At 67.9% G+C, this 12504-nt stretch carries 8 protein-coding genes and 3 pseudogenes; 7 read left to right on the top strand and 4 right to left on the bottom strand.

The window, feature by feature from the left end; translation table 11 throughout:
* Nucleotide 1: 1 nt before the first annotated feature.
* Both ACWD5D_RS41395 and ACWD5D_RS41390 read right to left on the bottom strand, forming a co-directional pair.
* Complete coding sequence (locus ACWD5D_RS41395) at nt 2-853, bottom strand: fumarylacetoacetate hydrolase family protein (RefSeq protein ID WP_451377923.1); 852 nt, start codon at nt 851-853, stop codon at nt 2-4.
* An 824-nt stretch (nt 854-1677) separates the two neighbouring features.
* A pseudogene (locus ACWD5D_RS41390) lies at nt 1678-1809 on the bottom strand (carbohydrate ABC transporter permease); the annotation flags it as partial.
* Between the two features lie 328 nt (nt 1810-2137).
* On the opposite strand from ACWD5D_RS41390, the gene ACWD5D_RS41385 reads away from it, so the two are divergent.
* From ACWD5D_RS41385 to ACWD5D_RS41355, 7 genes and pseudogenes are all read left to right on the top strand, one after another.
* Nucleotides 2138-3322: an ABC transporter substrate-binding protein gene (locus ACWD5D_RS41385; RefSeq protein WP_451377922.1), complete on the top strand. Its 1185-nt coding sequence runs from the start codon at nt 2138-2140 to the stop codon at nt 3320-3322.
* A gap of 66 nt (nt 3323-3388) precedes the next feature.
* Entirely contained in the window at nt 3389-4315 is a 927-nt protein-coding gene (locus ACWD5D_RS41380; protein WP_451377921.1) for a carbohydrate ABC transporter permease, read from the top strand.
* The gene (locus ACWD5D_RS41375; protein WP_451377920.1) at nt 4308-5165 is read left to right on the top strand and encodes a carbohydrate ABC transporter permease; all 858 of its coding nucleotides are present in this window, start codon (nt 4308-4310) and stop codon (nt 5163-5165) included. The genes ACWD5D_RS41380 and ACWD5D_RS41375 overlap by 8 nt, the downstream gene beginning before the upstream one ends.
* Before the next feature lie 22 nt (nt 5166-5187).
* The gene (locus ACWD5D_RS41370) at nt 5188-6459 is read left to right on the top strand and encodes an alpha-L-fucosidase (RefSeq protein ID WP_451377919.1); all 1272 of its coding nucleotides are present in this window, start codon (nt 5188-5190) and stop codon (nt 6457-6459) included.
* Between the two features lie 91 nt (nt 6460-6550).
* Nucleotides 6551-8767: an endo-beta-N-acetylglucosaminidase gene (locus ACWD5D_RS41365; protein ID WP_451377918.1), complete on the top strand. Its 2217-nt coding sequence runs from the start codon at nt 6551-6553 to the stop codon at nt 8765-8767.
* A 202-nt stretch (nt 8768-8969) separates the two neighbouring features.
* Nucleotides 8970-9176: pseudogene (locus ACWD5D_RS41360) on the top strand (DDE-type integrase/transposase/recombinase); the annotation flags it as partial.
* Between the two features lie 133 nt (nt 9177-9309).
* A complete protein-coding gene (locus tag ACWD5D_RS41355) occupies nt 9310-9801 on the top strand; it encodes a hypothetical protein (protein ID WP_451377917.1) in 492 nt (163 codons plus the stop codon).
* Nucleotides 9802-9958: 157 nt separating this feature from the next.
* Here the strand turns inward: ACWD5D_RS41355 and ACWD5D_RS41350 are convergent.
* A pseudogene (locus tag ACWD5D_RS41350) lies at nt 9959-10753 on the bottom strand (IS110 family transposase); the annotation flags it as partial.
* 278 nt (nt 10754-11031) lie between these two features.
* Nucleotides 11032-11304 carry a hypothetical protein gene (locus tag ACWD5D_RS41345; RefSeq protein WP_451377916.1) on the bottom strand — a complete coding sequence of 91 codons (273 nt, stop codon included), beginning with the start codon at nt 11302-11304 and terminating at the stop codon, nt 11032-11034.
* Nucleotides 11305-12504: the final 1200 nt, after the last annotated feature.

The raw sequence follows: 12504 nt of genomic DNA, 5'->3' as shown, positions 1-12504 counted from the left end.
TTCACGCGTTGGAGAAGGTCTGGCGCTGGGTGCCGAGGCCGTCGATGGCCAGTTCGACGGTGTCTCCCTCGCGCAGGTAGGGGGTGCCGGGCAGGCCCAGGGCCACGCCGGCCGGGGTGCCGGTGTTGATGACGTCGCCGGGGCGCAGCACCAAGTACTGGCTCAGATACCAGACCAGGTACGCGACGTCGAAGATCATGTTCTTGGTGTTGCCGTTCTGGCGCGTGACGTCGTTGACGTCCAGCCGAAGGTCCAGCGTCTGCGGGTCACCGACCTCGTCCGGGGTGACCAGCCAGGGGCCGAGCGGGTTGAACCCCTCGCACGACTTGCCGAGGTCCCACTGGGCGGAGTACTCGAGCTGGAACTCCCGCTCGGAGACGTCGTTGCTGATCGCGTAGCCGGCGATGCAGGCGGCCGCCTCGGAGGGGTCGCTCAGGTAGCGGGCCTCGCGGCCGATGACGACCGCGAGTTCGACCTCCCAATCGGTCTTGGTGGAGCCGCGGGGAATCGGTACCGGGTCGTACGGCCCCGAGACGGTGGAGGCGTCCTTCATGAAGACCACCGGCCGGCCCGGAATGACGGCGCCCGTCTCCTCGGCGTGGTCGCGGTAGTTGAGACCGACGCACACCACCTTGCCCGGGCGGGCGACAGGTGCGCCGATCCGCAAGCCCGCCGCGTCGAGGCGCGGCAGCGAACCCTCGGCCAGGGCGATCCGGACCTTGTCTACGCCGCCGGCGGCGAGGAACTCCCCGTCGATGTCGCGGGTCAGGCCCGAGAGAGCAAACGTCCCACCGTCGTCGGTGAGGACCGCTGGAGTCTCCGCTCCAGGCGCTCCGATCCGCATCAGCTTCAAGTCTGGCCTCCCGTCGGCCCGAGGGCCAATGCCCTCGACAGCCGATACATCGGATGAATATTCGGTGCGACGACCATACGAGGGACCGCTCCGAACTGCAAGAAGTCCTCCGACGTTTCCGGCGCCCCGTATAGGGTGCCAGTCAAAAGTCGCAGATCAGGCAAGGGTTACAGGCCAGTTGAGCAAGTTGGGCAAGGGGCTGAACGCTGCAAGTCACGGTTGGGATTCATCCGAGGTCTCCTTTTGCCAGCCTTGTGTCAGGCTCGTATCGTCCTCGTTACCGCAACCACTCCGATGATTGCGGTTCACACGAGCGGTTCTGGCCCCCCAAGTACCGCTCAGGCCGGTACCGGCTGGACGCTCGGATGAGGGCTGGCGGCCAACCGGTACCGGAGCCTCCCTGATTCAGCCCATCGGAACGGGCATGACGCCCCGGCCCGGCACGCTGGCCTACCCGCTCCCCATCGCCCCATTGAGCCCGGCCATAGCCAAGGAGATCAGCACCATGAAGCTTCGCTCCTCCCGAATACCTCGTTGGGGCTTCTGTCTGACGTCGCCACGGCGCAACTACTGGCACCGGCATTCCTGCTATGAGGCCTGCCTCGCCTACAGCGGCGCCGGGCGGTTCAGCGTCGCCGCGGAGCACCACGACTCTGTGCCGGTGACGTCTTCCTCGCACGGCCCGGTGACGTGCACGAGATCGAGTAAAGTCACACCGACCCCCTGGGCGTCGCCTACTGGAGTTTCACTCTGCGGGCCGGCGATCACGGCCCCACGTCCCAGGGAGCGGGGCTGGTGGTCCGGGCTCACCGACACCAGCAGGCGTTGAAGTCGCCCTGCAAAAAGGCGTAGACGTACGCGAGCTGGTTCGGTGACCAGGTCGGGCTGACCCGGCCCAGGCTGGCGGTCTGCAGCAGCTGCGGCTCGACGAAGAGCTGGGTGCCGCCGGCGGACGCCGCCCAGCCCGTCTCCGCCCGGGGTCGGAAGGGCGCACCGGGCAGGGGCCGGGGTCCGGCCTGGAGGCCGCAACCCAAAACATCGGATGCTTCACCCAGATTATCTGGCCATATCGGGCATTTCATTCAAGCCTCGACCGTAAATGTTGGATCAATGCATTGACGTTGCTGTCGCGCTGCTGCTTCACTCCGTGCTGCCGATAGGCGTCGCGGTGCACCGGGCGGCTCTTCTGAATCCTTGTATCGCCGCGCCCCGTGAATCCAGGATGAGGAGAAGCCAGTGGCTCGACGACGGGTATGGACCAGACTGGCGGTCGCCTGCGCAGCGATGATCAGCAGCACGATGATGACCGCTTGCGGCTCAGGCTCGGCCACCTCGGCCGACATGAGCGGCCAGATGTTCACCTGGGCCGCGGGCAGCGAGGCGCAGTGGGACGCTTTCGTGAAGGCCGCGCAGCCACAGGTCCCCAATACCAAGATCAAATATCAGGGGCCGAGTTTCAGCGACTACTGGACCAAGGTCAAGACCCAGTACAGCGGTGGCAGCGGCCCCTGTCTGATCACCACGCAGTCCGCTCGCACACAGGAACTCCAGCCGCTGCTGACCCCCCTGGACGATCTGCTCAAGAACAAGAACGTCGACGTGTCGAGCTACGACGCTTCCATGATCAAGGGCATGACGGTCGGTGGAAAGCTCTATGGACTGCCCTACGACGCCGAGCCGTTCGTCGTGTACTACAACAAGGACCTGTTCGCGAAGTACCACATCCCGGCGCCCGGGCCGAACTTCACCACCGCCGAGTTCGCGGCCGCCGCCAAGGCGCTCACCAGGGACGGCAATTACGGCTTCGCGCCGTCGTCCGGGTTCGACTACTTCACCTCCTTCGCCATCGGCAACGGCGCCACCTGGCGCGACGACGCCGGCAACCTCAAGCTCGTCAACAACCCCAAGCTCGAGCAGGTGCTGAAGCAGTACTTCGACCTGGGCGCCGCCGACCATGCCACCTCCGAGGTCGTCACCCAGGACAAGACGACGGTGGAGGACCGCTTCAGCACCGGCAAGATCGGAATGATCGTCGACGGCACCTGGCAGTACAGCCAGATCGCCGGCTACAAGAACGTCCACTTCGGGATCGCCCCGGCACCGAGCGCCACCGGCAATGGACCGGTCATGACCGAGGGCTCCGGGTGGGGCATCTCCAAGACGTGCAAGGACAAGAGCAAGGCCCTGGACGTTCTGCTGGCCCTGACCAGTGCGAAGACCGAGCAGGCGGTCGCTGCTCAGCTGGGCATCATGCCGGCGCAGAAGTCCGCCCAGTCAGCCTGGGCGGCCGGCAAGCAGCCCGCGGACGTCACGATGCTCAAGACCGTGCTCCGCAGCACCGAGCCGCAGCGCACCACACCGAACTGGAACGCCGTGCAGACCCTGTTCGGACAGTACTCCCCGCTCGGCTTCAGCGGACGGCAGAGCGCCGCGCAGGTTCTCCAGCACGTCTCAGCATCGGCGCAGTAGCAGATCCACGCGCGACCACTACGGTGCGCCGCCGCCCCTCGCCCAACCCGTAAGAAGAGAGGTTCTATGGCAGTCATCGAGAAGGCGGCCAAGCCCGCCGGCTCGCGGCCGCAACGGACAGGCCGACGCAACCGCGACGGCCGGCTGGCCCTGATCTACCTCGCACCGGGGGTGCTCGGCCTGCTCCTTTTCGTGGTCCTGCCGCTGATCGGGGCGTTCGTTGTCAGCTTCTTCGACTGGGGGCTGACGACCGGGGTGCACTTCACAGGCCTGGCGAACTACCGCAAGCTGTTCACCAAGGACGTGAACTTCCCGGTGGTGCTGCGCAACACCCTGATATTCGTGGTGATCTACACGCCACTGAACTTGCTCTGCGCCCTGGGCATGGCGAACTGGCTGAACACCCGCGTGTACGCCAAGGGCCTGTTCCGAGTGCTGTTCTTCCTGCCGGTGATCACCCCCAGCGTCGCGAATGCGCTGGTGTGGCGGTTCATGCTGCAGCAGGACGGCGTGGTCAACCAGGTCATCAGGGCCTTCGGCGGGCACGGGTCGGACTGGTTGCAGGACCCCACCACGGCGATGGTCTGGGTGATCGTGCTGTCGATCTGGCAGAGCTTCGGCTACAACCTCATCGTGCTGGGCGCCGGCCTCGACGCGATAGAGGACAACCTGTACGAGGCCGCGCGCATCGACGGCGCGGGTCCGCTGCGGCGGTTCTTCTCCGTGACGCTGCCGATGCTGAGCCCGTCCCTGTTCTTCACCTCGACGATGACAGTGATCAGCGCCTTCCAAGTGTTCACCCAGCCGCAGCTGCTCACCGGCGGCGGGCCGGGACAGAGCACCAACACCCTGGTGCTCTACCTGTACCAGAACGGCTTCTCCTTCGACCGGCTCGGATACGCCTCCGTCATCGGCTGGGTGCTCTTCGTAATGATCATGATCGTGACCGGGGTGCAGTTCGCAGGCCAGCGGAGGTGGGTGCACTATGCCTGAGCTGCTCTCACTCTCGGCCAGGCGCCGTCGGGCCACCGCCCGCAAGGTGCTCAACACCGCCGCGCTGGCCGTCGTCGCGCTGGTCTTCGCGGCCCCGTTCCTCTGGACCGTGCTCACCGCGCTCAAGCCAGAGGACGAGATCTTCAACGGCCGGCTGCAACTGTTCGGCTCCCGCGTCATGTGGTCGAACTTCTCCGATGCCTGGCAGAGCATCCCGTTCGGAAGCTTCGTCGTGAACAGCGTGCTCGTGGCCGGCCTCGGCACGCTTCTGAACGTGATCGTCTCCGTGCTGTCCGCGTACGCCTTCTCGCGGCTTCAGTTCCGGTTCCGCGACAAGCTCTTCCTGCTCTTCCTGGCAACGATGCTGCTGCCCAGTGAGGCACTGGCAGTTCCGCTCTTCATCCTGGTCCAGAAGCTCGGACTGGTAAACACCTATGCCGCCCTGGTGCTCCCCGCGGCCTTCGGACCGTTCGGCGCTTTCCTGCTGCGGCAGTTCATGCTCAGCATGCCCACCGAACTCGAGGACGCGGCCAGTATCGACGGCGCCGGACGGCTGCGGACCCTGGTGTCCGTCATCCTGCCGCTGATCCGGCCCACGGTCGCGGTGCTGGCGGTGTTCACCTTCGTCGCGTACTGGGGCTCGTACCTGTGGCCACTGATCATCGTCAATGACCAGGGCAAGGCCACGGTTCCCCTGGGCCTGTCCATGTTTACCAGCCAGTACGGCACCCAGTGGTCACTGCTGATGGCCGGGTGCGTCATTTCGATCGTCCCGAGCCTGGTGATGCTCGCACTTCTGCAGCGCCATCTCATCAAGGGAATCGCGTCCTCCGGTTTCGGCGGACGCTAAGAGTCAGGAAAGGACACCACCAATGGCACTACAGCCATGGTTCCAGGAAGCGAAGCTCGGAATCTTCGTCCACTGGGGCATCTACTCCGTGGAAGGAGTGAGCGAGTCCTGGTCGTTCTTCCGCGGTGAAATTCCCTACGACCGGTACATGGCCCAAGCGTCCGGGTTCACCGCCTCGCGGTACGACCCCGAAAGCTGGGCGGAGTTGTTCGCCTCCGCGGGAGCGCGCTACGCCGTCCTGACCGCCCGGCACCACGACGGGGTCGCCCTGTTCGACACGGCAGCGAGCGACTTGTCGGTGGTCAAGCAGACGCCGGCCGGACGCGACCTCGTCGGGCCCTACGTCGACGCGATGCGGGCGCAGGGGCTGCGGGCAGGGCTCTACTTCTCGCTCTCCGACTGGTCCCACCCGGACTACCCCACCGTGTTGCCGCGGGTGCTGGCGCACCAGCAGTACGCGAACAACCGGTTCGCCTACCCGGCACCGGATGAACAGGACCCCGAGGCGTGGCAGCGCTACCTCGCGTTCAACCGGGCCCAGCTCAACGAGATGTGCACCCACTACGGCCCGCTGGACCTGCTCTGGTTCGACGGCGAGTGGGAACGCGACGCGGACCAGTGGCAGGCGGCAGCTGTCCGCGCCGAACTGGACCGGCTGCAGCCGACGGCGGTCGTCAACGGGCGGCTGAGCGACCACGGTGACTACGCCACCCCCGAGCAGGGCCTGCCGATGGACGCCCCTGACGGGCCGTGGGAGCTGTGCTTCACCCTCAACGACTCCTGGGGGTGGCAGCCCCAGGACCGCAACCACAAGTCGGTGCGGCAGCTGGTCCGGGTGTTCGCCCAGGTCATCGGCAAGGGCGGCAACCTCCTCCTCGGCGTCGGGCCGCGCGAGGACGGCACCGTCAGCCCGGAGCAGGCCGAGCGGCTGCGCGGCCTCGGCGAGTGGATCCGCCGTCATGAGGAGGCGATCTACCCGACCGGGCGGGGTCTGCCCGAGGGCCACTTCTACGGCGCGTCCACCCTCTCCGCCGACCGCCGCACGCTCTACCTCTTCGCGTTCGACCGGCCGGTGGACACGATCGAACTGCGCGGAGTGCGCGGTACCCCGCAGCGGGTCTCGGCCGTCGGATCGGACCGGGAGCTGACCTTCCGCGCCACGCCGAGCCTGGACGAGGTCCCGGGGCTGCTCTACATCGATGTCCCCGAGGACTGCCTGGACCCGCAGACCACCGTGTTCCGGATCGACTACGACGAGCCGATCGACCTCTACCGGGGAGCCGGGCGGGAGTGACCCGGTCTCCGCTGTGACAGCACACATCCATCAAACGAAAGAAAGTGACATGTCTGACGGACAGTCGCAAGAGCCGCGGTTGCCCTTTACCATGCACCGGCGCGGTTTCCTCGCGGCAGCAGGGGCAACGCTGGCGGCGACCGCTGCGGGCACCTGGGGCGGCCAGACGGCCGCCGCCGCGGAGCCGCAGCCGCGCGGCGCCGCGCCCGCCGGCACCGCCCCGAGCTTCCCCCCCACCCAGACGGAACTTCAGCCGGGCAGCCCCGAGGGCGTACAAGCCCTCCTGGACTACGACATCGCCGCCGACCCCAACGCGCCCTACATGCGCAGCCAGGTGCGGCGGGCCCGCAGGATCGACCTGCCGGCGGCGACACAGGCCAACCCGCGGCTGAGCCCGCGACCGCAGATCTTCAGCCTCAACACCTTCTACTGGCCGATCCAGGCCGACGCGCCGTCCTTCCGCCACACCCGCTACGGCTTCGACCAGTACCCGTACATCACCAGGTTCGCCCAGTACCAGGACTACGTGGGCGACTGGATGGGCCTCTCGGGCCGTAATGACTGCACACCGAACGCGGCGTGCGTCGACGCCACCCACCGCAACGGCGCGCTGGCTCTCGGGACCGTCTTCCAGCCCTATTTCTCAGCGACACCGGGCGCGGTCACGGACTTCATCGCCAAGGACTCCAAGGGCAACTACCTGGTCGGCGACAAGCTTGTCGACCTCGCCGCCTACTTCGGGTACGACGGATACTTCCTCAACATCGAGGGAAAGACGTTCACCCGCGGTCAGGCCGATGACCTTGCCGCGATGCTGGAGTCCATGCACGCCCGCGCGCACGCGAAGGGCATGCCCGCCTTCTACCTGCAGATGTACGACGCGCTGTGGAGGGACGGCAAGGGCGAATACGAGAACCGATTCGACGAGCACAACGCGGGCTGGATCGTCCCCGGGCGCGAGGTCGACAGCATGTTCATCAACTACGCCTGGCCGCAGAACTTCCCGGAGAAGGGCTGGACCCACCCCGAGGAAGACTACGTCGCGCCGTCGGTGGCACTCGCCGAACAGCGCGGCCTGGACCCCTTCCAGACGCTGTTCTTCGCCCTGGACATCGGGGAGGAGAACGACGGGGTGCATGCCAACGCCGTCGACTACTACGCCGACCAGGTCATCCCGCTCAACGGAGAACGGCCGCCGACGGCAAGTCTGGCGCTGTACAGCCAGTCCGACCGGCTGGTCAGGCGTACCCAGGCCGAGCTCGGCTCGAAGGCGTCCGACCTGGCGGCACTGCAGGAGGCGGTCCACATCGCGGACCGCAAATTCTGGTCGGGCAAAGCGGAGAACCCGGCTGTCCCCGCTACCCCGGTCCATCCCACCGTCGAGCAGGTGCTGAGCCCGACGTGGGATCCGCAGTACGGCATCGCCAACTTCATCACGGAGCGGTCGGTCGTCGGGACACTGCCGTTCACTACCCGCTTCAACACCGGGCAGGGCGACCGGTTCTTCCTGCGCGGGGCCCAGGCCGCACAGCGCGTCTGGTACAGCCTGAGCATCCAGGACGTGCTGCCGACCTGGCAGTGGTGGACCCGCGACCTGGACGGGAGGACCAGCGCGGCGGGATTGCTCCACATCGACTACGACCATGCTGTGGCCTACGACGGCGGCAGTTCTCTTCGCCTCAGCGGTCCGCTGAGGCAAGGCGCCGGTACCGAGGCCCGGTTGTTCAAGACGGCCATCGACGCCGACCGGCCGGTGGTGGTGTCCCTGCTCGTGCGCGACGGGTCACCGGGCTCTACCGGCCTGGTGCGCGTCGGAGTCAGCTACGGCGGTGCTCCGGACCGCACAGTGTGGCTGACGGCGAAGAGCCGGCGAGCAGACGCAGGCGGGTGGCGGCGGCTCGAGTTCGAGGCCGCTCCGCGCCGTGGCGCACTGATCACTGCGGTCTCCGTGGGTGTGGCGGCGTCTTCCGGTGCGCCCCGGGGCAACTACAGCGTGTACGTCGGCGAGCTCCGGATCACGCGGCGCGGCGCGGCGCACCATCCGTCGGCGCCCGCCGGACTCCGCGTCGACGCGAGCGCCCCCAGCGACAGCGGCAGCGGGCTGACCGTGGGGCTGCGCTGGCGGTCGGCCCGCGACGGGGTCTGGTACTACGACCTGCGGACCGCCGGTGCGTCGCCGAAGTGGCTGGGCCGGATCTCCGGCGACGCGTACGTCCTCGATGCCGTAGCCCCAGGCACCCGCGTCGCCCTCGTGGCGGTGGCCCCCGACGGGACCGAGAGCGAACCGGCCGTGGTGACAGTCCGGTAGCCGCCTGCACCCCCCTAGAGCCAATACCGGTGATATAGGTAGTTTTCCGGCGGGTCGGCCTGGCCTTCTTCGGTCCGACCCGCGTCGCGCGGGATGCGTCCGGCCGGGGCGGATTGCGGTGCTCGGTACGCTTGAGTTTCCAGTTGGACAGGTGGTGACCCCAACGACCCCAGGATTCTCTGGGTGCAGCCGCCGTCGCTTGTTCGGGCAGCCCTACGCACATGTGTTGCGCCGCCGCCGACCCCGGCCCGGCGACAAGTGGCATCTGGACGAGGTCTTCATCAAGATCAACGGAGAGCAGAAGTACCTGTGGCGGGCCGTCGACCAGGACGGCAACGTCCTGGACATCCTCGTACAAAATCGCCGGGACAAGACCGCGTCCAGGCGTTTCTTCCGTAGGCTGCTGAAGATCTCGGCGGTCACGTAATTCGGCCCTGTCGCTGATCTTGTGATCGAGCGTTCTCCGGGCCGCACGGCTGTGATCATGAGCCGCGTGTACTTCGCAGAGCTTCGAGGCGCTTCTTCCTCATCTGGCCGGTGTCGTGGTCGAGTTGGTCGAGCGGACGGTCGGCAGGATCACCCTGCATGCCCGGGTGCGTGCGGCCGATGGGCTGTGCCAGCGCTGCGGCAGTTCCTCGGGACGGGTGCACGACCGGTATCTGAGACGGCTGTCGGACGCGGCGGTCAGCGGCGCCGGGGTGGTGATCGAACTGCTGGTGCGCCGGTTCCGGTGCCTCAACGCAGCCTGCGCGGCCGTGACGTTCGTCGAACAGGTCGCCGGTCTGACCAGCCCGCATGCCCGCTTCACCCCGCTGATGCGTGGGATGCTGACCAGCATCGCGGTATCCCTGGCCGGGCGGCCGGGAAGCCGGCTCGCGGCGGCTCGCCGGGTTCCGGTGGCGAAGGACACGCTGTTACGTCTCCTGCGCGCCCTCCCCGAGGAGCCAGTCGAGCCGGTCAGGGCCGGACGACAGGACATCCACGACCGACACGCCAACTTCGGGAACACCGCTGCCGGGACACGCCTCTGTTGAGTCAGACCGTGGCCGGACACCGGGCCGGCGGCACACCCCGAGCGGGCCAGCCCCGAAGGGCGGCAGGAACCTCACGAGCCATCCAGCCCAGCGTCCTACGGAACGCTACGAGCGGCCAACCCGACCGCGCTCCGCTACGGCCAATACAAGTCGGGAACCTCAAGTGCGCCTTGGCGCCGGGTGAGGCGGTGATGGCGGAGAACGCCCAGAGGTAGCCGACGTGGTTGAGCCGGTCGTTCTTGACCCACCGGCGGGTGATGCTCGACTTCTTTCCGGAGGCCCGGGTGATGGGCGAGGAGCCCGCATACGCTTTCAGGCCGCGAGCGTGGTTGAACCGTGTGCGGTCGTCCCCGATCCCGGCGAGGACCCGGGCGCCGAGCTGGGTGCCGAGCCCGGGGAAGCTCAGGATCACGTCAGCGTCCGGGTGCTGAGGGAACGCCTCCTCCACCGCCTTGGCGAGGTCGTCGGTGGCGACGCAGGCGGCCTCCAGCTGGCCCAGAAGGGCGAGCATCTGCTGGCCGAGCGCATCCTCGAGCAGGGGCGGCTGGTGGGCGAAGTCGCCGCGGAAGACTGCACGGATCCGCTCGGCCTTGGCCTCGATGCCGCGTTTGCGGCCGGCTCGCTTGAGTGCGCCGGCGATCTGCGGACGGGTCAGTTTCGCGGCCATGCCCGGGGTCGGCGCGGCCTTGAGGAGCTCGCGGGCTTCGGGCCGGCAGAGGCCGTTCTGCCAGGTCGCGAAGGCGTCCAGAGCGGCAGGGTAGTACTCGCGCAGCAGGGAGCGGAGCTGGTTGGCCATCTGCTGGCGGTTCCAGGTGGCGTCCTGCTGGGCACGAGCAAGGACGGTGATGGCGCGGGCCAGATCGCTGTCGTCTGGCAGGGGCCGGTGGGCGTGCATATCGGTGCGCAGGATGTTCGCTAGGACCAGGGCGTCGCCGGGGTCGGACTTCTTGCGCGGTCAGGTGCCGCGGGCTACGTGGCAGGTGACCAGGATTGCGTCGATACCCAGGACCAGACCTGGCAGGCCATGCCCGCCAGCCCGCGTGGTGGGTATCCGGTGCCTGGTCTCGGTGGCCTGCAGCCAGGCAACCTCCCGGGCGGCAGCTCGAGCCGTGCGCAGTGTTGCAAGGGTGGCGGGGGCGATGCCGGCCAGAAGGCGCCACGCGGTCGGAGTGGAGGCCACCGGGCCGAAGACCTCGGTCTGGTCGTGCGGGCAGTCAGGCCAGGTTCCGGTCAGCTCGGTCGGGGGTGGAGCAGGGTGGCCCGTAGCTCGTCCTCGGTGATCTGCTCCGCGGGGCGGTGGAGCCTCCAGCGGTGAGCCTCTCCGTCCATGGACAGCACCTCGACGACGGTCTCCATCGGTGGGTAGCCGACTTCGCTACGGGTGAGCTGGCGGATTATGACGGCGGTGTCGTCGTCCAGGCCGAGCAGGGCGCGTACGGCATCGTTCAGTTCGCGGAGGGGCGGGCTCGGCCAGGCGCTTCCTGGGCGCGGTTCCAGGTACATGAGGGCACTCCTTGGTTCCGGAATGAGGGGCTGGCGGCGCACATAACGCCGTTGAGGTCGACGGTGTGTTCGGCGACAAAGCCGATGTCGCAAGCGCTGCGGCTGGCCCGCCTCTCGACGACGTCGGTGTCCGCTGGCGGGGTGTGCTGTAGCCGCGGCACGGCTGAGGGCCGCTCGGCGGGACGCAGACGGGTACGGCCCGCCGGCCTGTCTGTTCGCGTCAGCATCCACACAGCTGTACGCCTGCGGCTCGTGCAGCGTGGTAAAGAGTGCTCGGCGGCCAGGCCGAGCGAGGGGGCTGCGGCAAGCAGTACGGCGTTCTGCGCCTGGGCCGAGACGAAATCCTGGCAACCGGTGAGCACCCGTATGATCGCCTGCGCTGCCGTTCCGTTCTGCCAGTCCCGCCGCACCGCGAGCCAGGACGCGGGCCCCCGGGTGGCTTCGTGGTGGTGGTTCAGTTGGGTGGTGTGCGGGCGGTTGCCCGGCTCCCGGTGGGTGTCCTGACGGGCGGTCCGGCAGCACGGGGCTGTCTGGTCACGGTCACGTGCCAGATGGTGAGAAGTAGCAGCGTGCCGGTTTCGGCGATGAGGCTGAGGACCGCTTGGGGCTCGGGCTGCAGACCGTGCTCGGTGAAACCCTCCGTTCCTCACTGATCAGGCGGAGACGGGGACTGCGCCGGATCGGCGCATGTATCCGCAGGAATATGTGGTGGATGACGTGTTCATGGGCGCGTGCCTCTCACGGACCCGGCGAACGAGCATGGGTGCCGCCCCGGGCGGGTGGCTTGCCTCGACGTGTCCCGCGCTGCACCTCCGCCCTTGCGCGCAGCGAAGGTGTGGGCGGCATCCGGCAGTCCTCCCTGTGGGGAGCCGCGAGTGACGCGAGGCAGGTCGGCGGTGCTCATAAGAGTGGTGCGCACGCTTGGCCGGGCGGAGTTCTGCCCCGGTGGTTGCGCGGCCCTCGATCGCTGGGCGCGTAGAGCCATCGCTGCGGTGTGCGCTGGGTGCGGGCGGAGACTGCGCGGTGGTGCCTGCTCGGAAGCACGGGGCGGGGTGAGCTTGGCCGGTGCCAGGAGCGCGTCCGGCGCGTGGTGCATCTCGGTCACGGTCATGTCCCCTGTAGTGGTGTAACCGCGTCGGGGGGATCTTCGGTCGTGGGGTAGATCGAGTCCATGCCGCCTTTGGGGAGGTAGCTGCGGGG

The organism is Streptomyces sp. NPDC002520 (genome assembly GCF_053595235.1).
This window is presented reverse-complemented; position numbering and strand designations above follow the sequence as displayed.

Excerpts from the sequence above, each read along its gene's own strand:
- ACWD5D_RS41385 (WP_451377922.1), top strand. The coding sequence starts at position 2,138 with ATGATCAGCAGCACGATGATGACCGCTTGCGGCTCAGGCTCGGCCACC.
- ACWD5D_RS41380 (WP_451377921.1), top strand. The coding sequence starts at position 3,389 with ATGGCAGTCATCGAGAAGGCGGCCAAGCCCGCCGGCTCGCGGCCGCAA.
- ACWD5D_RS41375 (WP_451377920.1), top strand. The coding sequence starts at position 4,308 with ATGCCTGAGCTGCTCTCACTCTCGGCCAGGCGCCGTCGGGCCACCGCC.
- ACWD5D_RS41370 (WP_451377919.1), top strand. The coding sequence starts at position 5,188 with ATGGCACTACAGCCATGGTTCCAGGAAGCGAAGCTCGGAATCTTCGTC.
- ACWD5D_RS41365 (WP_451377918.1), top strand. The coding sequence starts at position 6,551 with ATGCACCGGCGCGGTTTCCTCGCGGCAGCAGGGGCAACGCTGGCGGCG.
- ACWD5D_RS41345 (WP_451377916.1), bottom strand. The coding sequence starts at position 11,304 with ATGTACCTGGAACCGCGCCCAGGAAGCGCCTGGCCGAGCCCGCCCCTC.